Source organism: Pseudomonas sp. NFACC24-1 (assembly GCF_900115235.1).
In the GTDB taxonomy this organism is placed as follows: Bacteria; Pseudomonadota; Gammaproteobacteria; order Pseudomonadales; family Pseudomonadaceae; genus Aquipseudomonas; species Aquipseudomonas fluorescens_AA.
Genome location: NZ_FOVS01000006.1, coordinates 81,183 through 105,308, shown reverse-complemented (window position 1 = coordinate 105,308; position 24,126 = coordinate 81,183). Strand labels below are relative to the sequence as shown.

22 protein-coding genes are annotated in these 24,126 nt (G+C 62.1%); 10 read left to right on the top strand and 12 right to left on the bottom strand.

Annotated elements, in window-relative coordinates; genetic code table 11:
- The first annotated feature begins 180 nt into the window (after window positions 1–180).
- Window positions 181–666 carry an acyl-CoA thioesterase gene (locus tag BM317_RS08185; RefSeq protein WP_060739964.1) on the top strand — a complete coding sequence of 162 codons (486 nt, stop codon included), beginning with the start codon at window positions 181–183 and terminating at the stop codon, window positions 664–666.
- 135 nt (window positions 667–801) lie between these two features.
- On the opposite strand, the gene pdxY is transcribed toward BM317_RS08185, so the two are convergent.
- Window positions 802–1,674: a pyridoxal kinase PdxY gene (gene pdxY / locus BM317_RS08180; protein WP_092473887.1), complete on the bottom strand. Its 873-nt coding sequence runs from the start codon at window positions 1,672–1,674 to the stop codon at window positions 802–804.
- A 119-nt stretch (window positions 1,675–1,793) separates the two neighbouring features.
- Between pdxY and BM317_RS08175 the strand changes: the two genes are divergently transcribed.
- Window positions 1,794–2,216: a DUF3301 domain-containing protein gene (locus BM317_RS08175; protein WP_092168278.1), complete on the top strand. Its 423-nt coding sequence runs from the start codon at window positions 1,794–1,796 to the stop codon at window positions 2,214–2,216.
- Between the two features lie 12 nt (window positions 2,217–2,228).
- Here the strand turns inward: BM317_RS08175 and BM317_RS08170 are convergent, their stop codons facing one another.
- Entirely contained in the window at window positions 2,229–3,194 is a 966-nt protein-coding gene (locus BM317_RS08170) for a CobW family GTP-binding protein (RefSeq protein WP_092473885.1), read from the bottom strand.
- A 27-nt stretch (window positions 3,195–3,221) separates the two neighbouring features.
- Here BM317_RS08170 and BM317_RS08165 point away from each other — a divergent pair, with 27 nt between their 5' ends.
- Window positions 3,222–3,575, top strand: a complete 354-nt coding sequence (locus BM317_RS08165; RefSeq protein ID WP_092473883.1) for an NADH:ubiquinone oxidoreductase — start codon at window positions 3,222–3,224, stop codon at window positions 3,573–3,575.
- Here the strand turns inward: BM317_RS08165 and BM317_RS08160 are convergent.
- Both BM317_RS08160 and zigA read right to left on the bottom strand, forming a co-directional pair.
- Window positions 3,572–4,222 carry a DUF1826 domain-containing protein gene (locus BM317_RS08160; protein ID WP_092473881.1) on the bottom strand — a complete coding sequence of 217 codons (651 nt, stop codon included), beginning with the start codon at window positions 4,220–4,222 and terminating at the stop codon, window positions 3,572–3,574. The genes BM317_RS08165 and BM317_RS08160 overlap by 4 nt on opposite strands.
- Window positions 4,222–5,430, bottom strand: a complete 1,209-nt coding sequence (gene zigA / locus BM317_RS08155) for a zinc metallochaperone GTPase ZigA (protein ID WP_092473879.1) — start codon at window positions 5,428–5,430, stop codon at window positions 4,222–4,224. The genes BM317_RS08160 and zigA overlap by 1 nt, the downstream gene beginning before the upstream one ends.
- 126 nt (window positions 5,431–5,556) lie before the next feature.
- On the opposite strand from zigA, the gene BM317_RS08150 reads away from it, so the two are divergent.
- The 5 genes from BM317_RS08150 to BM317_RS08130 all read left to right on the top strand — a co-directional run bounded on the left by BM317_RS08150 (window position 5,557) and on the right by BM317_RS08130 (window position 9,379).
- On the top strand, window positions 5,557–5,949 hold the full coding sequence (locus BM317_RS08150) for a glutamine synthetase (RefSeq protein WP_092473877.1): 393 nt from the start codon (window positions 5,557–5,559) through the stop codon (window positions 5,947–5,949).
- 115 nt (window positions 5,950–6,064) lie between these two features.
- Window positions 6,065–6,961, top strand: a complete 897-nt coding sequence (folE2, locus tag BM317_RS08145; protein WP_092473875.1) for a GTP cyclohydrolase FolE2 — start codon at window positions 6,065–6,067, stop codon at window positions 6,959–6,961.
- Window positions 6,958–7,626 (top strand): metal ABC transporter ATP-binding protein, encoded by a 669-nt coding sequence (locus BM317_RS08140; RefSeq protein WP_092473873.1) that lies wholly within the window; start codon window positions 6,958–6,960, stop codon window positions 7,624–7,626. The genes folE2 and BM317_RS08140 overlap by 4 nt, the downstream gene beginning before the upstream one ends.
- Window positions 7,626–8,492 carry a metal ABC transporter permease gene (locus BM317_RS08135; protein WP_092168254.1) on the top strand — a complete coding sequence of 289 codons (867 nt, stop codon included), beginning with the start codon at window positions 7,626–7,628 and terminating at the stop codon, window positions 8,490–8,492. The genes BM317_RS08140 and BM317_RS08135 overlap by 1 nt, the downstream gene beginning before the upstream one ends.
- An 11-nt stretch (window positions 8,493–8,503) precedes the next feature.
- Window positions 8,504–9,379 (top strand): metal ABC transporter substrate-binding protein, encoded by an 876-nt coding sequence (locus BM317_RS08130; protein ID WP_092473871.1) that lies wholly within the window; start codon window positions 8,504–8,506, stop codon window positions 9,377–9,379.
- A gap of 124 nt (window positions 9,380–9,503) precedes the next feature.
- On the opposite strand, the gene BM317_RS08125 is transcribed toward BM317_RS08130, so the two are convergent.
- On the bottom strand, window positions 9,504–10,025 hold the full coding sequence (locus tag BM317_RS08125) for a DUF3617 domain-containing protein (RefSeq protein ID WP_060739953.1): 522 nt from the start codon (window positions 10,023–10,025) through the stop codon (window positions 9,504–9,506).
- Window positions 10,026–10,166: 141 nt separating this feature from the next.
- On the opposite strand from BM317_RS08125, the gene cls reads away from it, so the two are divergent.
- Complete coding sequence (cls, locus tag BM317_RS08120; RefSeq protein WP_092168248.1) at window positions 10,167–11,606, top strand: cardiolipin synthase; 1,440 nt, start codon at window positions 10,167–10,169, stop codon at window positions 11,604–11,606.
- On the opposite strand, the gene cfaB is transcribed toward cls, so the two are convergent.
- The 5 genes from cfaB to BM317_RS08095 all read right to left on the bottom strand — a co-directional run bounded on the left by cfaB (window position 11,603) and on the right by BM317_RS08095 (window position 18,937).
- Window positions 11,603–12,790 (bottom strand): C17 cyclopropane fatty acid synthase CfaB, encoded by a 1,188-nt coding sequence (gene cfaB / locus BM317_RS08115; RefSeq protein ID WP_092473869.1) that lies wholly within the window; start codon window positions 12,788–12,790, stop codon window positions 11,603–11,605. The genes cls and cfaB overlap by 4 nt on opposite strands.
- A 183-nt stretch (window positions 12,791–12,973) precedes the next feature.
- The gene (locus BM317_RS08110; RefSeq protein ID WP_092168242.1) at window positions 12,974–14,893 is read right to left on the bottom strand and encodes a heavy metal translocating P-type ATPase; all 1,920 of its coding nucleotides are present in this window, start codon (window positions 14,891–14,893) and stop codon (window positions 12,974–12,976) included.
- On the bottom strand, window positions 14,890–15,942 hold the full coding sequence (hflK, locus tag BM317_RS08105) for a protease modulator HflK (RefSeq protein ID WP_092473867.1): 1,053 nt from the start codon (window positions 15,940–15,942) through the stop codon (window positions 14,890–14,892). Before hflK ends, BM317_RS08110 begins: the two co-directional genes overlap by 4 nt.
- Complete coding sequence (hflC, locus tag BM317_RS08100) at window positions 15,939–16,979, bottom strand: protease modulator HflC (protein ID WP_092473865.1); 1,041 nt, start codon at window positions 16,977–16,979, stop codon at window positions 15,939–15,941. Before hflC ends, hflK begins: the two co-directional genes overlap by 4 nt.
- A complete protein-coding gene (locus BM317_RS08095; RefSeq protein WP_092473863.1) occupies window positions 16,976–18,937 on the bottom strand; it encodes a protease modulator HflK in 1,962 nt (653 codons plus the stop codon). Before BM317_RS08095 ends, hflC begins: the two co-directional genes overlap by 4 nt.
- Before the next feature lie 221 nt (window positions 18,938–19,158).
- Here BM317_RS08095 and BM317_RS08090 point away from each other — a divergent pair, with 221 nt between their 5' ends.
- On the top strand, window positions 19,159–20,424 hold the full coding sequence (locus BM317_RS08090; protein WP_092473861.1) for a dihydrolipoyl dehydrogenase family protein: 1,266 nt from the start codon (window positions 19,159–19,161) through the stop codon (window positions 20,422–20,424).
- Between the two features lie 215 nt (window positions 20,425–20,639).
- Here BM317_RS08090 and BM317_RS08085 read toward each other — a convergent pair whose 3' ends face one another.
- Together BM317_RS08085 and BM317_RS08080 are read right to left on the bottom strand one after the other, a co-directional pair.
- Window positions 20,640–22,790, bottom strand: a complete 2,151-nt coding sequence (locus tag BM317_RS08085; RefSeq protein WP_092168227.1) for a tetratricopeptide repeat protein — start codon at window positions 22,788–22,790, stop codon at window positions 20,640–20,642.
- Window positions 22,777–23,970: a DUF3142 domain-containing protein gene (locus tag BM317_RS08080; protein ID WP_092473860.1), complete on the bottom strand. Its 1,194-nt coding sequence runs from the start codon at window positions 23,968–23,970 to the stop codon at window positions 22,777–22,779. Before BM317_RS08080 ends, BM317_RS08085 begins: the two co-directional genes overlap by 14 nt.
- Window positions 23,971–24,126: the final 156 nt, after the last annotated feature.

Below are 24,126 nucleotides of genomic sequence, written 5' to 3'. Positions count from 1 at the left end.
CGACTTCCGACAAAAAGACGGTGCAATATATGGAAACAGATCCATCGGCGCGTGACGGCAACCACAGGCGCAGCGTCCCGATATCGGTGGTTTTTAAAACCTGGTGACCTGTTCGCAGGCCACTCCCCAGCACCCGCAGAGGTGCACTCCCGAATGACTGCCTTGAACCGTGAGTACGTTATGGAACCCGGAAACGCCCAGCTGTCGATGACGGTGTTGATGACCCCCGATATGGCCAACTTCTCTGGCAATGTCCATGGCGGCACCTTGCTCAAATACCTCGACGAAGTCGCCTATGCCTGCGCCAGCCGCTACGCCGGACGCTACGTGGTGACCCTGTCGGTCGACCAGGTCATCTTTCGTGAGCCGATTCATGTCGGCGAACTGGTGACCTTCCTGGCCTCGGTGAACTACACCGGCAACACGTCGATGGAAGTGGGCATCAAAGTCGTGACCGAAAACATTCGCGAACGCTCGGTGCGCCACACCAACAGTTGCTTCTTCACCATGGTTGCGGTGGATGACCAACGCAAGCCCGCGACCGTGCCGCCCTTGCAGCCGCAAAACAGCGAAGAAAAACGCCGCTACGAACAAGCCCAGCAACGTCGGCAGATCCGCCAGGAACTGGAGAGGCGCTACCAGGAGATCAAGGCGGACGGGCCTTAGGCGGGCGCCGAAAAGCAACGGTGGAAGGGCGCTTGCTCGCAATGGCGATGTCACAGCCAGCATCGAGTTGAATGTGATGCCCTCATCGCGAGCAAGCTCGCTCCCACAGGGATTTGCAGCATTCCACAGGGGCGATCAGAGGCTGATTGGCATAGCCTCGAACCGCACCCGTGGATGGGCGATCCGGTCCTGGGCGCGGACCAGTTCCAACTCATAGCTGGTGCAGGCCTGGGTCTCCAGCAGCACTTCGTGCACCGCCGCGGCGGTGAATTCGAACGCCGCGACCAAACTGTCCCCCAGCAGAATCCGCGCCAGGAACAAGCCCGACGTCAGGTCGCCCACCCCCACCGGCTGGCGCGGGAAAGCCAACAATGGACGACGCAGGTGCCAACTGCCATCGGCGGTCACCAGCAGCATTTCGAAACTGCCATCGGGTTTGCCGGGGTAGGCCAGATGCTTGACCAGCACCGCCTTCGGGCCACGGGCCAGCAACGCGCGGGCCATGGCCAGGCAGTCCAGCAATGACTGCGCCTTGCGCCCCGAAAAACTGTCCAGCTCCAGTTGGTTCGGGCACATGAGGTCCGCCACGGCAGCGGCTTCTTCCAGGAGAAATTCGCTCACCTCGGGTGCCACGATGCAGCCCTTCTCAGGGTGCCCCATGACCGGGTCGCACAGGTACAGCGCCTTGGGGTTGGCGGCCTTGATCCGCGCCACGCCCGTCAGAATCGCCCGCCCCTGAGCCGCGCTGCCCAGGTAACCGGATAACACCGCATCGCAATTCCCCAGCTCACCGATAGCGGCAATGCCTTCCACCAATGCAGGTATCTGCTCTGGCGCCAGCACCTCACCGGTCCATTGGCCGTACTGGGTGTGATTGGAAAACTGCACGGTATTGAGCGGCCAGACGTTCACGCCGACCCGCTGCATCGGAAACACCGCGGCGCTATTGCCAGCGTGACCGAACACCACGTGGGACTGAATGGCAAGCAGATGAGGCGTACGTTTCATGCGGGAAGTTTCCGTAAAACGATTGAAATTCAAGCCGCGCAGTATGCGACTAAACACAGCCTGTACGACAGACCGGCGAGACAGTTAAGCTGACAGCAACTTGTTGGAGCACTTCGTTCATGCTGACCCTTGGAAACATCTTCGTGCTGATGCTACTGGCTACCGGCGGCGCCTGGCTGTGGCACAACCATGGCTTGCGCGAACGGGCGTTGGCGAGGGTCATGCAGCATTGCGCCAACCTCAAGATCGAGCTGCTGGACGGCAACGTGGCGCTGAAAAAAATCGGCTTCGTGAAGGACGCCAATGGTCGACGACGCCTGGCTCGCGTCTACACCTTCGAGTTCACCGTCACCGGCGAAAGCCGCCATTCGGGCACCATCACCCAATTTGGGGCCCACAGCGCACATATAGAGCTGGCGCCCTACCCGATGCCCTTCGAAGAAACACCGCCAACGCCCATCGAACCGGTCCAGACCAGGCCCAGGGCCGAAGTCATCGAATTGAGCCAGTGGCGCCAGGAACACAACAAGTGGAAGCCTTGAAACGGGGCTGACTCAGGAACACCGACAACTCACCAGTCCGGCTTTCAGGCGATCGACATCTTGCGGCTGATCGAAAATCAGCTCGATCCGAGAATCCTGGCGCCACTCGCTGGTTTGCCACCCCAGGGCCGCCCCCTCCAACGCATTGGCTGAAACCCAACCGTCGCGGCTGTGGATAACCATCTTCGCCCGTTTCCAGCCCTGGTCTTGTAGCCATCGCGCGAGCGCCGCTGCGTCGAATCGTTGGCTTGGGTGCCAGCGCCAGCCGATACTCCAGCCTCCGTCCTGCTGCTGATACAGGCAGATGGGTTGCGTCGGGTCGGTCCAGATGGCCGGGATCTGGCCCAGGCTCTTGGGCAGGTTCACGTTATCCACAGACCCACTGCCCTGAGCCGCGAGGCCTGGCAATCGATCGAGTGGTAATGCCGCTTGTTGCGTCCAGTACAACGCTGCCCCTGACAGTTGCGCTGTCACCCGTTCGCGATCGGCCTGCGTGAGGCTCTCGGATTTGTTCAGCACCAGCAGTCCGGCATCCGCCAGGGTTTGTCGCTGCGCTTCGGGCAAGGGTTTGCCGTCCGCCATCGCCCGGGCATCCAACACCAGCACACAGGGTTGTACCGCGAGCACGCCGAGCCAGGGCGCTTCACTCAGTTGCCGCATCAACTGTGCCGGATGACCCAGGCCCGAGGGTTCGATGAACAGCCGATCCGGCCGGGCCTTGCGCAGCAAACGCCCAAGACCGATCTGAAACGGCGCGCCATTGACGCAGCACAAGCAGCCGCCGGCCACTTCGCCCAGTGCGATACCATCGCCAGCCTGGGTCAGCAGCGCGGCATCCAGGCCGATCTGGCCGAACTCGTTGATCAGCACCGCCCAGCGTTCATTGGCCGGTCGCTGGGCCAGCAGATGCCTGATCAGGCTGGTCTTGCCGGCGCCCAAAGGGCCGGCGATGACATGGGTAGGAATGTGCTGCAACATAATCGACGGCTTTCGATGGAGGTGAACATGCGATTGATCGGCTGGTTGTTACTGGCACTGACGTCGGACCAGGCGCTGGCCCAGGCCTGCGTGGTTCACAGCCAGGCGGAGCGACTCGATGTGAAAGTCTGCCAACAGAACCGCAGCATTCCACAGAAACTGTTTGCCGATGGCTTCTGCCAGCCAAACCTTGCCGGCCAGAAGGTCGAGGTGCACTACGTCGATCAATGCCCTGGCGGCGCGTTCGGCGTTTGCAGCAACGCCCAGGTCGCCAATATGCCTTACCGCCAGGATATTCACTATTACGGTGTGGCGACCGATGCCGCGTACCTGCAGCCATTTTGCGAAGGGCAAAGCCAAGGCACCTGGCTCAAGCCCTAAGCCAGCCAATCCAGCGTGAGCATCAGGCGACGCTCTCCCGGGGCGGGCGCAGGCGAGCGATGGATCAGGCCAGATCCCTCATTACCGTGCCATTTCTCGCCTTTAAGCAAGCCGACATCACCGCAACCAAACTGCTGGATCACGCGCGGATCAACCGGCTCGGCCTCAGGCTGTGCCAGGTGCCGGCGATCCATGGCTTCTTCCTTGAGCCACTGGCTGCCGACGCCCGCATAAGTGGTCAACAGCCGTACCGGTACGTGGTCAACGTGGAAGCGCGGGCACATGGCCTTGTCCAGCGTGCGCAGACGCAGACCGACACGTTGCGCGCCCAACAGGCAGGCAAACGCACAGACCAGCCAGGAAACATCGGCGATAAAACCCTCATAGCCCTGCAGGTCGCTGAAACCTGCGGCCAGACCGTGCAGCGCTGGCTGGGTGTCTTCCTCTGGCAAATCGAGCACCCGTGATTCAGCCAGCGGCTGGTCCATCGCCAGCACCATGGCCGCAAAATCGCTGATGTGGGCGGGAAGCTGACGCTGCCAGACTGCCAAGTTGATGCCGTCGTCCAGGATCTGCGTGAATACCCCTGGCGTATCACCTTGGACCTGCCGTACCTGTGTCGCGCGTTTCAGACTGGGCGCCAGCATCACGCTGCAACCTCTTCATGCCACGGCCCGAACGGATCCGGCAACAAGCGCCAATTTTCGATCCCGAGGGCCATTTCCGCATCGGTGAGCAGGCAAGCGTCCAATTCAGCGGCGAGTTGGCCAAAATCAATGTCCTGACCAATGAAGACCAGCTCCTGACGGCAATCGCCTGTGGCAGCCAGCCAGTTCTTCATGATCGCCGCTGTGCTCTCTTCATCCTGTGGCCATTGGTTTTTCGGCACGAACCGCCACCAGCGCCCGGCGAAGCCATGTCGCATCAAGCCGCCAGCCTGGGACCAACTGCCCGCCTCCTCAGGTTTGCTGGCCAGCCAGAAGAACCCCTTGGAGCGCAGGAGTTTGCCATTGGGCCACGGCCGGTCGATGAAGTTGAAGAACCGCTGGGGATGAAACGGCCGGCGAGCCCGATAAGCAGTCGAGGCGATGCCGTATTCCTCGGTTTCTGGCACGTGCTCACCGCGCAGTTCCTGTAGCCAGCCAGGTGCCTGGGCGGCGCGTTCGAAGTCGAAAAGGCCTGTGTCGAGGATTCTGCCCAGTGGCACCTGCCCCATGACCATCGGAATGATCTGCGCCTGGGCGTTGAGACGCTGCAGAATCGCGGTCAACTCTTCCCGCTCATGCTGACTGATCAGATCGATCTTGCTGATCAGAATCACGTCGGCAAACTCGATTTGTTCAATCAGCAGATCGGTGATCGAGCGCTCATCCTCCTCACCCAGGGTTTCGCCCCGTGACGCCAGGCTTTCGGCGGCCTGGTAATCCAGCAGAAAATTCACCCCATCGACCACCGTGACCAGGGTATCGAGTCGCGCCACATCGGCCAGGCTTCGGCCCTCTTCATCGCGAAACGTGAAGGTTTCCGCCACTGGCAGCGGTTCGGAAATACCGGTGGATTCGATCAGCAGGTAGTCGAAACGACCTTCCCTGGCGAGTTGCCCGACTTCTTCGAGCAAGTCCTCACGCAACGTGCAGCAGATGCAACCGTTGCTCATTTCCACCAGTTTCTCTTCGGAACGACTCAGGGTGACATCTCGCTGGACTTCGCTGCCATCGATGTTGATCTCGCTCATATCGTTGACGATCACAGCAACCCGCAGATTGTCGCGATTACGCAGGACGTGATTGAGCAGTGTGCTTTTACCGGCACCGAGGAATCCGGAAAGTACGGTGACGGGAAGACGATTGGGCATCAGGTATATCCTCATCGGGCGGCCGCTTCGATCACGGCTCGTTTCCAAGGCTTGGTTGTTTTATGTTATAGTATAACAATACAGTTCAACCAGCCCCGCCGCTCCTCATTCGTCTGAGATCCATCCATGCGCAATCCTCTGAAATTTGTTTTTGCGGGCCCGCTGTTGCTGTGGGCGTTAGGCGCTGCTGCCCAGAGTCCGCTCTTGGCAAACTGCACCCGTAGCGCGAATTTGCTGGCGTGCGTGGATATACAAGGCAATGCCTATAGCGTTGCGACGGCTGGAAACACTCTTTATTTACGCGGTTTTGAAGCGGCCAGTCGCCGCTATTGGGCGCAAACGAACAGCCGTTACGGTCAGCTCACGTTCTTTACCGGACTGGCGTCGGATGGAGAAAGTTGGGTTGGATACAGCCGGCGTGTGGGCTGGACCACCCTCAATCGTTTTTCAAGCTCGGGCGGCAGCAACGGCGCATTTACATGCGGGCGCATGAACGGGTGCCAGGATTCATCGCGTTAATGTTTCACGTGGAACGTGAACATTCAGGGAGATGAAACTCCTTTCATGGAAAAGGCTTCTTAAAATTAACTGTTATACTATAACATCTAATTTTAACCTTCGATGGGCCTTGACCATGAATGCGTTAACGTTGCCCGACGTGGCTGCGCAGGTTTCACGTCAAACCCTGCCCCTTGATTGGGTAGGCATGTGTGGCATCGCAACGCCGGTGTTGATTGACGGTCAACGTCTCAGCGCAACGGCCGATGCCGGTGTCAGCCTCGACGACAGCGAAGCGCGTGGCATTCATATGTCGCGCTTATATCTGGCGCTGGGGTTGCTGGAAGAGACGCCACTTTCTCCGGCGCTACTGCGCCGGATCCTGGAGCAATTTCTTGATAGCCATGAAGGCTTATCCCATGCGGCTTCGCTCAGCGTGCATACCAATCTACTGCTCAAACGTCCGGCGTTAATCAGCCCGTTGGCAGGCTGGAAAGGTTATCCGGTGAGCATCGAAGCTCAGTTGAAAAACACAATGTTCCACGTGGAACTGAAAATTCAGATCCCCTATTCCTCGACTTGCCCTTGTTCGGCAGCCCTTGCCCGGCAGTTGATCCAACAGCAATTTGTCGACGACTTTGCTAACAAGAAACTTGAGCATGCCGAAATTCTCGCCTGGCTGGGCTCATCGAACGGCATTGTCGCCACCCCTCATAGCCAGCGCAGCACGGCGACCTTGACCCTGCGTCTGGACACCGCTGTCGACGAATTACCACTGCAGTCATTCATCAACCAAGCCGAAGCAGCCCTCGGCACCGCCGTGCAGACCGCCGTGAAACGCGCCGATGAACAAGCCTTCGCCCTGGCCAACGGACAAAACCTGATGTTCTGCGAAGACGCCGCGCGACGATTGAGCACGGTCCTGGCCCGCTCATCGGAGATCACCGCCCTGGATGTACGCGTCGTTCATGCCGAAAGCCTTCATGCCCATGACGCCGTGGCGCAAAGCCGCTGGACCCGGGAGCCATCATGATCGACTGCCAAGCACTGCGCTGGGGTGCACCCGGACAACCCCTCACACCGCCCCTCGCCATGGAGCGACCGGCGGGCAGCCTCACCGCCATCATCGGTGCCAACGGCTCGGGAAAAAGCAGCCTGTTGAAAGTGCTCGCAGGGCTGCAAAAGCCGCTGGCCGGCAAAGTCACCTTGAATGTTCCACGACGTGGTGGCGTCTCATTCATGCCCCAGCAGCAACATCTGGATCGGCAATTTCCCATCAACTTGCAAGACCTGGTGGCGGCCGGGTCTTGGGGCAATCGCCACACGCCAGCCACGCGTAGACAGTTGCTGCAGACCGTACTGGACGATTGGGCACTGATCGGCCTTGAGCAGCGCCCGCTCATGGCGCTGTCGGGAGGCGAGCTGCAACGCGCCCTGCTCGCTCGCCTGAGCCTGGCCGAAGCGCCGTTGCTGTTGCTCGACGAACCCCACGCCGCCCTCGACGAACAAGGCCAGGCGCTACTGTGGAAACACATTCATCGCTGGCACGCGGCGGGCCGGACCCTCGTGGTGGTGTGTCATGACCTGGCAGCGGTACGCCAACATGTCCCCCATACGCTGCTGATCAAAAACACCGGCTGCGTGCTGGGCCGCAGTGTCGATTTGATCGCCCAACAACCCCATGCGTGGGTGGCCTGATGCTCGCGGCCACGCATTTCTGGCAACCCTTCCAAGAGTTCGTCTTCATGCGTCGGGCCCTGCTGGGCGGCCTGGTGTTGGCGTGCAGCACGGCGCCGCTGGGTGTGTTCCTGATTCTTCGGCGCATGAGCCTGATCGGTGACGCCGTGGCTCACGGCATACTGCCCGGTGCCGCCCTGGGCTTCTGGTTTGCCGGGCTGAGCCTGCCGGCCTTGACCTTGGGCGGCCTGGGCGCGGGCCTGAGCATGGCTGGGCTCGCCGCCTGGATTACCCGGCGCACTGGCCTACGAGAGGACGCCAGCCTCGCGGCGATTTATCCCATCTCCCTGGCGGCCGGCGTGTTGATCCTCGGCATGGCCGGCAAACGCCTGGACTTGCTGCACCTGCTGTTTGGCTCGGCCTTGGCGGTGGACGGCCCCACACTCAACGGCATGCTGTGGGTTTCCGGCGCCAGCCTGGTAGCGATGGCGTTGATTTATCGACCGCTGCTGCTCGATACCCTAGACCCACTGTTCCTGCAAACCGTCAGTCGTCTCGGCCCGTTGGCCCACGGCGTATTCCTGACCTTGGTGGTACTAAACCTAGTGATCGGTTTCCAGGCCATCGGCGCGTTGATGGTGGTCGGCCTGATGATGCTACCAGCCGCCGCATCGCGATTCTGGAGCCGTCGCCTGCCGCTGCTGATGCTGATCGCCGCGCTGCTCGGTTGCCTCTCGGTTTGGCTTGGCCTGCTGTTGTCGTTCTATTACTCACTGCCCAGCGGACCGTCCATCGTTCTGGTGGCGGGCGTGTCGTATCTGCTGTCGGTGGTATTCGGGCCGGTGCACGGTTTGCTGCGCCGCCCGCCCTTGCTCACATCCCAATGAGGTGTTTCCCGATGCGCGTACTGCTCGTGCTAATCAGTCTGATGCTGTCCATGTCCCTGTCCGCCGCCGAAAAACTCCAGGTGGTGACCAGCTTCAGCATCCTCGCCGACATGACCCGACAGGTCGGTGGTGAGCATATTCAAGTCACCAACATGGTCGGGCCGGACGCCGATGCTCACACCTACGAACCCACCCCAGACGACGCCAAGGCGTTGCTCAAGGCAAAACTGATTATCAAGAATGGCCTGGGCTTCGAGCCGTGGCTGGACCGCCTGGTGACCAGCACAGAAACCAGCGTCCCGGTGATCAGTGCCAGCCGTGGCGTCATCCCGCGCTCACTGGATGAGGACGGAGAGACCATCCCCGACCCGCATGCGTGGCACAACCTGGCGAACGCCGAGCTGTATGTCAGCAACATCACCAAGGCACTGGAAGCCGCCGACCCGGCCAACAAGGCCGACTACGAACGCAACAGCCAGGCATACCTGAAGAAAATCTACGCCCTACTCGCCGAAGCCAAGGCCAAGCTCGGCGCATTGCCTGCCGGTAATCGCAAGATCGTGACGTCCCACGATGCATTCGGTTACCTGGGCCAGGCCTATGGCATCGAGTTCATGGCACCCCAAGGGTTATCCACCGAACGTGAGCCGTCGGCGGCAGAAGTCGCGGCGCTGATTACCCAGATCCGTCAGGCGAAAGTCAAAGCGGTGTTCATGGAAAACATCAAGGACGCGCGTCTGCTCAAGCAGATTGCCGAAGAGAGCGGCGCTCACATCGGCGGCACGCTGTACTCCGACGCACTCGCCGCCAGCGGACCGGCGAGCACGTTCACCGGCCTGTTCGAATACAACCTCAATACGTTGTACGAGGCGCTGAACCGGCCTTAGAGCATGTGTGGGAGCAAGGCTGTCCGCGATGAACAGTGACGTCCTTGGCGACTCACCGAATTGTCTGCATTGCGAGCAATGCTTGGCTCCCACAGGCTCACCAAGCGATTACTTCAAATGAGCTTCAAGCCCTCGGCTTGACCGTCCCGCAATCCTGCCCCAGCCAGACCGCGCGAGTGTCGAGGCTACCGTTCTGCTGGATGCCGGTGGCATTGAACGTGCCGTTGACCTTGGTGGTGAATTCACGATCACTCTGGAATGTCGCGACCCCATTACCCTGGGCTTTCGGGCAACTGAAGCGAAACTTCCACTGATTGCCGGTGCGCTCGGTGATCTGCTGCTTGCAACCCGATTGCGGGTCTTGCAGCGGAATGTCATTGGTTTGCACCTGCGCCGGGGTCAGGCACACGCGAATGCCTTTACCCCCCATGGTAATCCCCTGCTTTTCCAGCATCGCCCGTTGCTCCGGGGTCATCTGGGTTTGCAACTGGCCAAGGATCAGTTGCAGGTCCGGCAGGTTCTGGTTATCGACCTTCATATTGCTGGTGGTCAATTCCCACAAACCCGGCTGGAGCATCTGCGCCTGAGCCGCCATCGGAACCGACAAACCCATCGCCAAGGCCACACCCAGCAGACGAACATTCATTACACGAACTCCAGAGGACAAGTGGCCGTTAGACGCCGTCCACGGGCTTCGGTTCAGGGCCTGAACCGGTGAATTAAATAGCGACATTCGTCACGGAACATGGTCTGTTAAGCATTGAAACTTCAGGAGCAAGGCTGCCCCATGGATTATTTCGGCCCGCATGTTTTCGGTTACCTGATCGCGCTGCTCCACACCCTGGGTTCCATTGCCGCCGTCCACGCCGTGCTGACGGTGCGCACCGCCCAGGGCTCGATTGCCTGGGCCCTGTCGCTGACCTTCATTCCCTACCTGACGTTGATTCCTTATCTGGTGTTCGGCCGCAGCACGTTCGATGGTTACATCAAGGCGCGCCGGCAAGCCAACGAAGAAATGCGCAAGGCAATCTCCGAGTTGAACTGGCGCCCCTGGGTCGAAGAAGCCCTGACCGCCCGCGCCTCCCAGGCCTATGCCTCGTTACGGGCCATGCCGAAACTGGGACGCACACCGTGCCTGGCCAATAATCAGGTGCGTTTGCTGGTCAACGGCCACGCCACGTTCGAGGCGATTTTCCAGGCCATCGAGCAGGCACGAGAGGCCGTGCTGATCCAGTTCTTCATCATCCATGACGACCGCCTCGGTCAACGCCTGCACACGCTGCTCTTGAAGAAAGCCGCCGAAGGCGTGGCCGTGTACCTGCTCTATGACCGCATTGGCAGCCACTCCCTGCCCCACCGCTACGTGCAAGCCTTGCGCGACGGAGGCGTCCACGTAAAAGCGTTCGCCACCCGCAGCGGCTGGCTCAACCGATTCCAGGTCAACTTTCGCAACCATCGAAAGATCGTGGTGGTGGATGGCGTGCAAGGGTTCGTCGGCGGGCACAACGTCGGTGACGAATACATGGGCGATAAACCACCCTTGGCGCCGTGGCGCGACACCCATGTGCAAGTGTGCGGGCCGGTGGTGGCGAGTATGCAAGAGTCGTTCGCCGAAGACTGGTTCTGGGCGGCCCGTTCCCTGCCCCCGCTGATCCTGCCGGACAGCTACCCGGACGACGGCGTGCTTTGCCAGTTGCTGGCCAGCGGCCCGGCCGACGCCTATGAAACCTGCTCGCTGTTTTTCGTCGAGGCCATTCACGCCGCCAGCGAACGCGTCTGGATCACCACACCCTACTTCATCCCCGACGAAGCGGTGTTCGCAGCCTTGCGCCTGGCGGTGCTGCGCGGCGTGGATGTGCGCATCCTGCTGCCCTCGCGGCCCGACCACAAGATCGTCTACGCAGCGTCCAGCCTGTACGCGTTTGAAGCGGTACGGGCCGGTGTGCGGATGTTCCGTTACGGGCCGGGCTTCCTGCATCAGAAAGTGGTGTTGATCGACCGGGAAATCAGCGCCATTGGCAGTGCGAACCTGGACAACCGTTCGTTCCGCTTGAACTTCGAAGTCATGCTGCTCACCGTGGATATCCCGTTCGCCAGTGAGGTCGAGCAAATGCTTGAAGAGGACTTCGCCCAGGCCCAGGAAATCGACAAACAGGAAAGCCGGGAGACCCACCGCCTGCAGAAGGTCGGCATGCGGATCGCCCGGCTTATTTCCCCGATTCTCTAAGGCGTGTAGATGTCGTCGCGGGTCCACGGCAGCTCATGGCTACCGTCGGCATGGGCCTTCACCGCCAGGATCTGGTGCAGATTGATCCAACCCTTGGCGAACGCGTAGGCGCAGCCGGCCAGGTATAGGCGCCAGATGCGCAGTGCCTGCTCCGACACTTCCTTCGACGCTGCCTCGAGGTTGTCCTCCAGGCGCTCACTCCAATGATCGAGTGTGCGTGCATAGTGCATGCGCAAGCTTTCCACATCGACGATCTCCAGCCCCGCTTCACTGATCTGCGCGGAAATCATCGACAGGTGCGGCAGCTCGCCGTTGGGGAATACGTACTTCTCAATAAACTCGCCCGCGCCGCGACCGACCGGACGCCCGTCGGTGTGCTTGGCAGTGATGCCATGGTTCATCACCAGTCCACCCTCGCGCACGGCGCCGAACAACGTCTTGCAGTACTGCTCGAGGTTGGCGTGGCCGACATGCTCGAACATACCCACGCTGACCACTTTGTCGAAGCGACCGTCCTGGGGCAGGTCGCGGTAATCCAGCAGTTGCAACTCGACCTGATCCTCCAGGCCTTCGGCCTTGACCCGCTCCCGGGCCAGCATCAGCTGCGCCTTGCTCAGGGTAATGCCGAAGACCTTGGCACCAAACTCCCGTGCGGCATAACGCGCCAGGCCGCCCCATCCGCAACCGACATCCAGCAGGTAGTCACCCGGTTGCAATCGCAGCTTGCGACACAGATGGCGGAACTTGGCTTGCTGGGCCTGCTCGAGGGTTTCGCTGCCTGTCTCGAAATAGGCACAGGAATAAGCCATATCGCTGTCGAGCCATAGCTGATAAAACGCGTTGGAAAGATCGTAGTGGTAAGAGATCGCCTTGGCGTCGGTTTCCTTGTCGTGGAGCGAGCGCACCGGCTGGTTGTCGGGATCGTCCTCGACCAAGGCCTGGCTCAACTCATCGCAGACCCGAATGACTTCGTGGATCGGGCCTTCGAGTTCCAGTTTGCCTTCGACAAACGCCGCCCCCAATGCGTCCAGGCTGGGGTGGGTGAATTGCGCGACCATTTGTGGGTCCTTGACCACAATCGTGACGCTGGGGTCGGCCCCCAGTGAAAATTCATGGCCATCCCAGAGCCGCAGCCGAAGCGGTAAATGCAGATTCTGTAAGGCCGGTGGAAGTTGCGCGAGCATGGAAAATCCCCCCTTGTTTCAGACGTCTGAAATGAGGGTAGACCATGCTAGAAAAATAGCAGGCTATCGAATTTATAGCCTTTTTCTATCGCTGTCCCAAATCACTCCCTGTGGCAGGTAACTTCTGCGCTGGCACGCCCTCTCCAATAGCAGACTGCAAGTACAGCGCGCAGTTCGCTGACCCTACCCAACGGTGCCCTTCGCTTGGATCTTGAGCAGTGGCTCCTGGAACCGCAGCAAGCGCCCGGCATTACCTAACACTAGCAGGGTACTGAGATTGTGCAGCAGCGCAGCGATCATCGCCCCCGCCGCGCCAAGCCAGCCGAAGGCGGCAAAGGCAACGATGGCCAACGTCCAGCCCAGGCCAATGATCACGTTGACCTGCAATGTGCGCCGACACTGGCGACTCAGCCGCACGCAGGTGCCGAGGCGCCGCAGGTCGCTGCCGATCAGCACGATGTCTGCTGACGCCAGGGCGATATCTGCACCACCTGCCCCCATGGCAACGCCCACCACCCCGGCCTTGAGTGCCAGGGAATCGTTGATGCCGTCGCCCACCACCATAGGGCGGAACCCATGCTCGATTTCAGCCATGACTCGCTTGAGTTTGTCTTCCGGCAGGGCCTGGGCTTGCACATCGCCAATGCCGACATCCCGGGCCAGGGTCGTGGCCACACTCTGGCGGTCGCCGGTCAACAGCAACTGACGGCCCAGACCCAACTCGCGCAGCTCGGCCATGGCCACCTGTGCCTCCGGCTTCACGCTGTCGGCCAACAGCAGCCAGGCGAGGAACTGCCCATCCAGCGCCAGACCGGCAATCGGGCCGTCGTGCTCAGGGACCGCCAGGGTTTGAATGCCTAGCTGGGCAAACAACTCCGGCCGACCGAGGGCCGCTTCGCCCTGAGCCGTCATCGCGACCACACCCAGCCCCTGGCGCTCACGAATCTCCGTCAGGGGCAGGCAATTGTCCTGTTCCACCAGCCCCGCCAAGGCACGACTAACCGGATGGCTGCTGGCCGAACCGAGGCTGGCAGCCAACGGCAGCAGCAACGATGCATGAGCATCCTGGGCAGGTTCGATGGATTGCAGGCGCAGCACGCCATAGGTCAAGGTGCCCGTCTTGTCGACGACCAACGAGGTCAGGTCCGCCAGTTCCTCCAGGAAAGCCGAGCTGCGGATCAGGATCCCGTGGCGCGCCGCCACCGCGATCCCGGCAATGGCGGTGGCCGGCGCCGACAGCACCAACGCGCAGGGACACGCCGCCACCAATACCGCCAACATCGCCTGGGCATCGTTGGTTACGAACCAGGTCACTGCCGCCAGCAACAACACCAATACCAGGTAACTGCCGGCGTAGCGTTCCAGCAAACGGGTGATGGGTGGCTTGGAGCGTTCGGCGTTTTGCATCAGGGCGATGACCTTGCCCAAGGTGGAGGCTTCGCCGGTTCGGGTCACCTCCAGGCGCAGCAGGCCATCGAGGTTGATCGCACCACCGAAGACTTCCGTGCCAACCATCGCCTCCAGCGGCACCGACTCACCGGTGATGGGCGCGGTGTCGAGGCTGGCCTGGCCGGACAACACCCGACCATCGGCCGGCACCCGGTCACCGGCGCGCACCTCCACGATATCGCCGGCCTGGAGCGTCGCATTGTCGACATCAATGATCGAGCCGTCGGCCTGTACCTTGCGACCTTGGCTGCGGGTCAGTTGGCCAAGGGCATGGATCGCCTCTTGGGAGCCTATGACACTGCGCTCTTCCAGCACATGGCCGAAGATCATGATGATCGGCAGCAACGCCGCGGTCAGCAGATCGCCGGTGGCCCAGGCGCCGAGCATCGCCAGGGCGATCAGTTGGTCAGTGATTCCGTGCAGGCTTGGGTACCGCAAGCTGTACCAGGCCGAACGCATCACCGGCACCGCCACCAACAGCGAGGCGAACCCCAACAGCAGTTGGCTGACGCCGCTCTGCTCTGGCGACCAACCGCGCCAGGCCAGGCCCAATGCGAGCAAGCCGAGAGCGAGCATCGCCAAGGTCAGTTGCCGGGCGGCGATGCGTTGCTCCGCCGAGGACAGCATCGGTACAGCAGGCGTTCGAGCGGTCATTGGCCGGCTCCCTGGATGATCAGCCGAGAATCGTCTTTCGGGTCGACCGTGGTCACTGAACCGGCCTGGCGAAGGATGGCAGGCATGCGTTCGCGATACAGGCGCAGCAGCATTTGCGGATCGCTGCCCTGGGTCTTCGCCAGCCCGAGCACCGTGGCTGTGTCGGCCGAAGCCTTGGCGAGCCGTTCGCTGGCCTGGGCATGGGCGACTTGCACGGCACGGTCAGCGTCCTGGCGGGCGACCTGGGTGAGTTTTTCCGCTTCGGTCCGGGCGTTGGCCACGGCTTTGTCGGCCTGCTGGCTGGCGGTCAGTACCGCATTGAAAGCACTCACCGCCGGCCCGGGCAGACTCGATTGCACGTCGACCCGCACCACTTCGATGCCCAGCCCCTGCCCCGTCGCCGCCAGGTCAGCCAAGCGTCGGTTAAGCCCCTGAACCAGATCGCCTCGCAAGCGTTCGCGGCGCTCGGCAGCCTGGTTGTCACTGCCCATCAGTTCGGGACGAGCCACCAGAATGGTGTCCAGGTCCCGGGCCGCAGTCAGGGCCACGGCACTGCGGGTCGCCAGCCGGTCCAGTGCCGGCAGGACATGTTCACCTTGCAAGACGAAAGCGTAAGGATCAGTGACCTTATAGAACACCCGCACATCCAGTTGCACCACGCCAGCATCACCGGTCAATAAATAACCAGAACCGGCCAACGCATCGCTGACCGGCGTGGCGAAACTGGCCACACGATCAGCCTGCAAGGCCGCGTCCGAGCGCAGCAAATTTTCCACCCGCCGTTCGAGCACCCGATCCGCTGCTGGCAGCAGGATCACTTGTTCCACGGGACGCGGCCAAGCCAGCAAGAGGCCGGCATTCTGGATACGATCCAAGGCGCCGAAGTGCAACACCACCGCACGATTCTGCGGGTCGATCTGGCGCACGTTGGAAAAGACCCAGGCCAACGCCGCCAACACCGTGACGGCGTAAAGCGCCAGAAATGCCAGGCGCCCGGCCTGGATCCACGGACTGGATAACCCATTTGTTCCACGTGGAACCAAACTCATGGTTGTGTTCCACCTTCGCCTTCCATGGAAGCAGGACCGTCCACCAAAACACGGAATGGTGCGGCATCGGTGCGCAAAATCAGCTTGGTGCCTGGGCTGACGATGGTACCCAAGGTGTCCAGCGAACGGAGCAGGTTGTAGAGCTGGGGAGAGCCGGCGTATGCCCGGCCATAAATTTCGGCCGCGTCTACCCGGGATTGCGCCTCGATATCAGCGGCCTTTACCGTGGCATCGGCTTGCACGACGCGGGCATCACGTTCTGCGGCGGAACGAATCTGCGCCGCTTCGCGCTTACCGATGGAGGTGCGTTCGGTGGCGATGGTTTCGCGCTCGGCTCGCATGCGGTCTACCGTTGCGGTCAGTGTGACTGATGGCAACGTCAGGCGTTCGATACCGACTTGCAATACTCGTACACCGTACGTGGTGAGCAACTGTTGATCGATCTGCTGACGCAACTGCGCTTCGAAATCGGCGATGCGCACTTGGCTGGCATCGGTGTTGACCAGGTTCGCCAGGTCAAAACTGGCGGCCGTGGTTTCCAGCGCGGAGCCGACAAATGTGCGGATCTGCCGCGCAGCTTCGTCCGGTTGGTTCTGCACCGCGCGCATGAAACGCTGCACGTTGTCCGGGTCGCCCTGGACCTGCCAGGCCACATAGGCCTGGACAATGATCCGCAGTCCATCGCGGGTACCGACGTCCTGCAGGCCGCTGGAGGTGGTGCGCAATCGCAGGTCCACCGGGATCGCCGCCTCGAACGGCGCCGGCCAGCGCCACCCCAGGCCAGGTTGCAGCAGCACCCGGGCCGGATTGCCGAAACGGGTAATGACCGTGGCCTCCCCCGACCGCACTTGCACCAGGCTCGCGGCCGCGACGGCAAATGCCACCAACAACACGGCCCAGCCCATCCGCCGCCAAGGAAACGGACCGGCTTGCTGCGGGTCGCCGTGATGGTGGTGATGATGACCATGGTGATGACCGGCATGGCCGTGATCGTGACCGGCGTGGTCGTGGTGACCGTGTGAAGAGGACTGGCTCAATGGGCAGCTCCTGGCGGGACAGGGTTACGCGGCGACGCGGGGTCGGCCGGCAGCGTGAAGGTTCGCAAGTCGATGGTCGGCGCGTTGGCGCTACCGCCCAGGCGATGATCGAGAATCAGCAACTGGGCATTGCCGAGGCCCTGGCTCAGTTGGCTCAAATAATGTTCCAGCACAAAAGCGTGCCCCGCCGTGGCGTAGGCTTTGCGGTCGGCGTTGAAACGCAAATCGGCAGCCTGGGCGGTCGCGTTGATTTCCCGCGCGGTGGCACTGGCCCGGTCATGGGCGATGCTGGCTTGCAATTGCGCCTGGTTGGTCTGTTCCGCCGCCGCGCCACGCTCCCGGGCGATCAATGCCTGGGCACCGATCTGCGCGGCCTGCACGCCGTGGTAGGCATTGGCCGCACCGGCCGGCGGATGAATCGCCTCCACCACCGTCGCCAGGATTTCCACACCGCTGTCGAGGGATTGCAGATCAGCCTGGACAGCGCGACCGATTTCGTCGGCCAGGCTCACGCGGTCGGCGCCCAACAAACCATCCAACGTACGGGAAGCAAACTCATGCACCAGGATGCGGCTGGCGGTGCTGCGGATCAGCGTCGGCACATCGGCGCTGTTGTAAGTCGCCGCCAGCGCCGCGGCATCCGTCAGGCCGATGCGATAGACAAAACGCACATCCATGTTGACGATCTGGAAGCTCTGCTGGTCGGCACGACGGCTGGCAATGACCTGGGATTTGTCGTTCACATGGCTGGCATCCCACAACCGATTGGCAATGGCCGGTGCCGGTCCCTCCGCCGGTTCAGCCTCGACCTCTGCACGACTCTGCGCGACGCTGGCCGCCAGTTCATGCACAACGCCATTCTCGACATTGAGCACCCTGCCCCACGGCCAAGGCAACGCGACATGCAAGCCGGGACCGAACACCTCTACCGGTTTACCGAAGCGCTCATAGATGCCCCGCCCCTGCAGCGGCACTTCGTGCACACCTGTCAGCAACCAGCCCACCAGCCCCACTGACGCCAACACCGGCAAAAAAGCCCGACGCATGTAGCTAAAGGCCCAGATCTGACGCAGGTCGATACCGAAACGGTTATGCAGTTCATGCTGCAAGGCCAGCCACGGTTGCGGCGGCCAGCGCAGCAGATCGGCGATGACACTGCGGCCCAGCAGCGTCAGCTCCAGGGCGTCCCGGCGCGGGATGAACAACGATAGCACCGCGCGCAACAACAACTCCGCCGCCACCAGCCCGGGCAACAGCCCCATCATCACCGCCAGGCGCACCGGCCAGATGGACGTTTCTGCGGCGAACAGCAAGCACAGGGCGCCAAGCACCAGCACGATGATCGCCACCCGGGTCAGTTGCGCCAGCGCTGGCGCTTCCGGCCATTCCACGGGGGGCTGCTGGGACAATTGCCGCTCGAACACCAATAACCCGAACGCCAACAACAACGACAGCACCGCCCCCACACTGGCCGAAACACCGAGGGCGGCAGCCGGCAATTGCAAGTCCCAGGCTTGCTCAAGGCCCAGCAATACCAGCACGGCCCAACCGGCCAGCCACAATGCGGGCGCACCGATTTGCTTGAGCAGGCCGACCGAACGGGCACCGATGCAGTCCAGCAGTCGCTCATACCACCCCAAGTTATCAACAGGCTCGTTTTCCGCCGGCAGGTTATCCACAGCCGGCAACAACGCCCTGCTGCGCCATTGCGTCACCCACCAGGCCGATTGCAAGCCCGCCACCAGCACCAACAGTCCCGCACCTTGGCTGACCAGCAAGACTGGCCACAGCGATTGCGGCGAAAACACCCCGATAAAAAACGCCAGGACCAGACCCAATCCCGCCACGCTTGCCAAGGCGCAGGCGATAAGCTTCAAGCGGCGCCCTTGAAACGACGCGCGCTGGAAACGCGGCCATTCGGCCACTTGTGCCCCCTCGATATCTAGATCGACTTGCATACCACCCCAGCTTTCGTGGCGATCAAAATCCGGGCCTGTGAGCAAACGCCACCGCCGCTTCGTTATAGGCCGTTACCTTATAACGATTACTGTGAAATTTCCGTTTTGAATTCTTCATGACAAGGCCCACGCCGACCTCTTGACTTAAGCCTTGACCGGAATCTCTGGAAGCGCTCATATTACGCCCATAATTTTTTATCAGGCCAAGCGGGAGAACAGCGATGAGCAACTACGACGTGGTCATTCTGGGCGGTGGACCCGGCGGGTATAACGCGGCGATTCGGGCCGGGCAGTTAGGGTTGACGGCCGCCTGTGTCGAAGGTCGAGCCACCCTGGGCGGCACCTGCCTGAATGTCGGCTGCATGCCCTCCAAGGCCTTGCTGCACGCTTCAGAACTATACGAAGCGGCCACGGGAACGGAGTTCGCCAACTTGGGCATTGAGGTCAGCCCTACCCTCAATCTTGCGCAAATGATGAAGCAGAAAGACGAAAGCGTGACGGGCCTGACCAAGGGCATCGAGTTTCTGTTTCGCAAGAACAAGGTCGACTGGATCAAAGGCTGGGGCCACATCGACGGGCCGGGCAAGGTGACCGTCACCGGTGACGACGGCAGCAAGACCGCACTCGACGCCAAGGACATCGTCATCGCCACCGGCTCGGAACCCATGCCGCTGCCAGGCGTGACCATCGACAACCAGCGCATCCTCGACTCCACCGGCGCCTTGTCCCTGGGTGAGGTGCCCCGGCATCTGGTGGTGATCGGCGCTGGCGTCATCGGCCTCGAGCTGGGCTCGGTCTGGCGGCGCCTGGGCGCCCAGGTGACCGTGGTGGAATACCTCGATCGCATCTGCCCGGGTGTGGACGGCGAGGCCGGCAAGACCTTGCAACGGGCCTTGGCTAAACAAGGTATCCAGTTCAAATTGAGTTCGAAAGTCACCGGTGCCACGACCTCGGCCAGCGGCGTGCAACTGCAGATCGAACCGGCGGCAGGCGGCGAAGCACCCGGCGTCTGGGTGATCGGCGACGTGACGGCCGGACCGATGCTGGCCCACAAGGCTGAAGACGAAGCCATGGCCTGCATCGAACAGATCGCCGGCAAGGCCGCCGAGGTCAACTATGCACTGATCCCCAGCGTCATCTACACCCGCCCGGAACTGGCCAGCGTCGGCCAGACCGAGGAACAGCTCAAGGCCGAAGGCCGCGCCTACAAGGTCGGCAAGTTTCCGTTCACGGCCAACAGCCGGGCCAAGATCAACCACGAGACCGAAGGACTCGCCAAGATCCTGGCCGATGAGCGCACCGATGAAATCCTTGGCGTGCACCTGGTGGGCCCGAGCGTCAGTGAGATGATCGGGGAGTATTGCGTGGCCATGGAGTTCAGCGCCTCGGCCGAGGACATCGCCCTGACCTGCCACCCGCACCCTACCCGTTCGGAGGCGTTGCGCCAGGCGGCCATGAATGTGGAGGGGATGGCGACGCAGATGTAGGAACAACGCGAAGCTAAAGTGAACATTTTTTTGTGGCGAGGAAGCTTGCTCCCGCTGGGCTCTGTAGGAGCTGGCGAAGCCTGCGATCTTTTGATCTTTCGCTTGAGACTCAAGTGTCTGGGGAAAGATCGCAGCCTCGTTGCACTCGACAGCTCCTACACAGCTCCTACAGAGCCAAGCGGGAGCAAGCTCGCTCCCACAATGGGTGCTTCACCTCAGGAGGCTGACATCCGGGCCTTGCGCCGCCGACGACTGATCACCCCCAACACCACTGCCACCACCAGCACGAGCCCGCCCACTTCCAGCCCAACCTTGTAAGGTCGCAGCGTCGAGCGGATCGGGTCTAGGGCCTGGGTCACGTAGCGTTTGTTCGCCTTGCCGAAGTCCGGCTCCTGGCATTGATGACCAAAATCCCCAGCCCAATCCACGTACGGGCCTTCCTTCACATAGCGCTGGTACAACGCGCTTTGCTCTTCAAGGCTGGAGTTGTACCCCACCGCCTTGCACAGCACCGCCGCAAACGCCTGGCTGGTATGGGGCAGGTAATCCGCCGCCTGGCTCGCCAGCGCCGTGGCGACAAACCGATAGTGATAACGCACGTCCGGCTGCGCGACGCTGGCCTGCTGGCGTTGCACTTCACCTTCGGCCACCAGTGGCCCGACGTTCAGCTCGACCGGTTCCAGGCTGTAATTGCCGCCCAGGCTGGCGTAATCCGGCGCCATCTCATAACCGAGCAGTTCCATACCCCATTTGCGCGCCATCCACGACGCATGGAAATACGCCTCTGCGCGCCGGGTTGGCCACCATTTGGACTCGGCGTCCTGGCGCAATTGCCCATAGGCACGGGCCTTGTTCTGCAGGTCCGGGTTATCGAAATAAGCCGGCGCCTCATCAAAGCGCCCTTCCCTCAGCAAACGCCTGCCCAGCAGATTGCGCAAGCTGGCGGCCACCGGCAGCGGCACGTAGTTGTCCCGGTCCTCTTGGCTCAACGCCGGTGGCGCCGGGACTTGAGCGTCGACGTACTGCTTGAGCTCATCCACTGTGAGCACCCGCTCGGCGACGGCGGCAGCGTCGTACCAATAGTTGCTCTGGCCGCGATAGAGCTGATCGAAGGCTTGCAGGTAATCACCGCGCTGCAAGGCCAGGATTGCGCTTTCCCCTTCGACCCGGCACTTGGGTTGCACCGATTCGTAATTCCAATCCGGTGTGCGCCGGCTGCCCCAGGATTCATCCTTCGGAAATGCTTGGGCAGCCTTGGCATAGGCCGCCGCCGCGGCCACCTTGTCGCCGTCGCGCAAGGCCAGCTTGGCGCGCACCCACCAGGCCAAGCCTGTGTCGGGAGCCTTTTGCACAAACGCCTGGGCGTTGGCGTAATCGCCGTGCTGGTAACTCACCGCCGCCAAACGGTCAGCATCATCCAGGTTATCCCGGGCGTTGGTCTGCAACAGTTTGACCAGCCTTTTCTCACCCGAAGGTTCTTCACCGTCCCACCAGCCAACGCGGCTGAGCAGGTAGGCGGTGACCAGTCGCTGCACCGCTTTGGCCTTGAGCAACTCGCTCAAGCGTTCATCCGGCTCGACGCTCAGGCGTTGTGCCAATTGCAGCAACGAGCTGTAGCCGACCGGGGATCCTTGCAGGTTCTGGATCGCGTACAGACCGATGGCGCTGTCCCAGTCGTCGGCGGTGTAGGCCACCCGAGCTTCTTCGCCGAGGCTGGCGATGCCCAGTTCCAGCGGATCGCTGAACCCGGCGATGCTCATTTCCCGGGCCTGGCGAAACGCCGCTCGCGCCTGATCCTGCAAGGCCACAGGGTCGCCGCTGCCCGCCTCGGTGCTCACGGCAAACAATGCCCGCCCAAGGGAATACGCGGCCCAGGTGCTGCGCAACCGTCGCTGGTCAGCCGGCAACGCCAGCAATTGCTGGAACGCTTCCACGGCGCGCTGATGCTCACCGACGTTGAAAGCCGCCGCGCCGAGCGCATACAGGCGCAGTTCATCGGGCAGGTTGGCCGCTTCGGCCGCCACCTGGTCGATATCGGTCAACGCCCGCAGGCGCTCCACCACCGCTTGTTGCGGCGGGGTCAGGCCAATCTGCTCGGCCTGGTTACGTTGTTCAACGTAGGAAGGCAGGTCGTCATAGCTGTAGTCCGGGTTGCGCGTCGCCTCGGTGGCCGGCTTGAGCCCGGCAAGCGCCTGGCCGAGGCGGCTGACCTCGAAGCGAAAGCTGCCTTCGGGCAACTCCGCCAGCGTCTGGGCGCGGTTATCCAGCAGGCGCATCGGGAAATCCGGCCCGCAGGCCAGCGCCGGGCCCAGCGGCAGGCACAGGCTCAGGCACAGCAGGTGACGAGGCCACTTACGGGTAAACATTGAAACCTCCTTGGTCGATTTTCGTACAGCGCGCCCAACCGATTGCCCGTTGGCTGCCAGCCGCCAAGCGGCCTTCCTGAATGCGGGTGAAGGTAAGCAGTCCGGGAGTTTGTTGCAACGTGTAACCGGCCAAGGCATCGACGCCGTCACACGCCCCGACAGCCAGCGTCAGGCGCTGGGGCCAGGGGCGATCGAGATTGCCCTGGTTGACCAGGCGGATATCGTACAAACCGCCCTGCTCCCCCCACTGCAACGCCAGGCGACTGTCCAGGTGATCGCCCCGGGCGACGGCGCCGAGCGTGGTCAAGCTCCACGCTCGCCGGTCGCCGGCCAGCGGCAGGCGAAACCAGATCAGCCCCGCAAGATGTTGCGGCGGATCAGCCCGCAAATCCGCCGCAAGCCCGGCCACTTGTTGCGGATCGGCCAGCAACTCCCGACGCTCGCCACCACGATCGATCGGCACTTCGCTTTCCACCACCGGCACGCCGCTCTCCTGGGTCAGCAGCGCCACGCCATAGGCTGGCAGGGCCAGATAAAACGGCCGCGTGGCGATCTCGCTCCAGCGTTGTGCCCAGTGCCGGGCCTGTTTCGGATCGAACAGCCCTTGCCGTGGATCGCTCACCGCGTGGACCTGCAGCACGCTGCTGTCCACCGCGTCCAACAATCCCGGCAATGCGGGGCTGTCGAGCCAGGCCGGTAGTGCCGTGATGCTGAGCCGCAGGTTGGCCGGCAGGCTGTGCCGCAGTTGGCCGAGGAAGTTTCCATAGGCCGGCAGCCGTGCATTGCCAGCATCGTGGTCGACCTCCACGCCCACCGGGGTCAGGCCTTGGGCTTGCCAATCGCCCAGCACTTGCTGGATTTGCGCAATGACCTCGTCCTGGTCCAAGGCCTTGAGCTGGCCGTCCAGGCGAATCACGGCGATCAGCGGACGGCCATCCGCCTTGAGCAGGCCCGGGTCGATCCGCGCACGGCGCCAGCCCGCCCCGGGAAAAGCCTGCAACGCCAGTACCCGCAGCGTGGAAAAATCGCCCCGGCTTTGGCGCAGCGCCGGCTCATGAGCCTTTGTCCATTGGCGTTGCCAGATATAGAGCTGTTGATCGAGGGCCGGGGCCGGAGGTTGTTCGCAGCCCGCCAAAAGCAACACGGCGAGGGTCAGGGAGAACCGGAAAAAAACAGTCATGAAGCCTTACCGCGCGCAAAAGATGTGCAGATTAACGCCGAGCACGTCATTGTGGGAGCGAGCTTGCTCGCGATAGCGGTGCATCAGTCAATCTATAAGCGGCTGAACCAACGTTATCGCGAGCAAGCTCGCTCCCACAGGGTTGAGGCCTACCAA

Excerpts from the sequence above, each read along its gene's own strand:
- BM317_RS08160 (WP_092473881.1), bottom strand. The coding sequence starts at position 4,222 with ATGCTGGCGCCCAGTCTGAAACGCGCGACACAGGTACGGCAGGTCCAA.
- BM317_RS08185 (WP_060739964.1), top strand. The coding sequence starts at position 181 with ATGGAACCCGGAAACGCCCAGCTGTCGATGACGGTGTTGATGACCCCC.
- pdxY (WP_092473887.1), bottom strand. The coding sequence starts at position 1,674 with ATGAAACGTACGCCTCATCTGCTTGCCATTCAGTCCCACGTGGTGTTC.
- BM317_RS08110 (WP_092168242.1), bottom strand. The coding sequence starts at position 14,893 with ATGACCGCTCGAACGCCTGCTGTACCGATGCTGTCCTCGGCGGAGCAA.
- BM317_RS08150 (WP_092473877.1), top strand. The coding sequence starts at position 5,557 with ATGCGCAATCCTCTGAAATTTGTTTTTGCGGGCCCGCTGTTGCTGTGG.
- BM317_RS08170 (WP_092473885.1), bottom strand. The coding sequence starts at position 3,194 with ATGTTGCAGCACATTCCTACCCATGTCATCGCCGGCCCTTTGGGCGCC.
- hflK (WP_092473867.1), bottom strand. The coding sequence starts at position 15,942 with ATGAGTTTGGTTCCACGTGGAACAAATGGGTTATCCAGTCCGTGGATC.
- folE2 (WP_092473875.1), top strand. The coding sequence starts at position 6,065 with ATGAATGCGTTAACGTTGCCCGACGTGGCTGCGCAGGTTTCACGTCAA.
- zigA (WP_092473879.1), bottom strand. The coding sequence starts at position 5,430 with ATGCCCAATCGTCTTCCCGTCACCGTACTTTCCGGATTCCTCGGTGCC.
- BM317_RS08125 (WP_060739953.1), bottom strand. The coding sequence starts at position 10,025 with ATGAATGTTCGTCTGCTGGGTGTGGCCTTGGCGATGGGTTTGTCGGTT.
- BM317_RS08085 (WP_092168227.1), bottom strand. The coding sequence starts at position 22,790 with ATGTTTACCCGTAAGTGGCCTCGTCACCTGCTGTGCCTGAGCCTGTGC.
- BM317_RS08175 (WP_092168278.1), top strand. The coding sequence starts at position 1,794 with ATGCTGACCCTTGGAAACATCTTCGTGCTGATGCTACTGGCTACCGGC.
- BM317_RS08135 (WP_092168254.1), top strand. The coding sequence starts at position 7,626 with ATGCTCGCGGCCACGCATTTCTGGCAACCCTTCCAAGAGTTCGTCTTC.
- BM317_RS08090 (WP_092473861.1), top strand. The coding sequence starts at position 19,159 with ATGAGCAACTACGACGTGGTCATTCTGGGCGGTGGACCCGGCGGGTAT.
- cfaB (WP_092473869.1), bottom strand. The coding sequence starts at position 12,790 with ATGCTCGCGCAACTTCCACCGGCCTTACAGAATCTGCATTTACCGCTT.
- BM317_RS08080 (WP_092473860.1), bottom strand. The coding sequence starts at position 23,970 with ATGACTGTTTTTTTCCGGTTCTCCCTGACCCTCGCCGTGTTGCTTTTG.
- cls (WP_092168248.1), top strand. The coding sequence starts at position 10,167 with ATGGATTATTTCGGCCCGCATGTTTTCGGTTACCTGATCGCGCTGCTC.
- BM317_RS08140 (WP_092473873.1), top strand. The coding sequence starts at position 6,958 with ATGATCGACTGCCAAGCACTGCGCTGGGGTGCACCCGGACAACCCCTC.
- BM317_RS08130 (WP_092473871.1), top strand. The coding sequence starts at position 8,504 with ATGCGCGTACTGCTCGTGCTAATCAGTCTGATGCTGTCCATGTCCCTG.
- BM317_RS08095 (WP_092473863.1), bottom strand. The coding sequence starts at position 18,937 with ATGCAAGTCGATCTAGATATCGAGGGGGCACAAGTGGCCGAATGGCCG.
- BM317_RS08165 (WP_092473883.1), top strand. The coding sequence starts at position 3,222 with ATGCGATTGATCGGCTGGTTGTTACTGGCACTGACGTCGGACCAGGCG.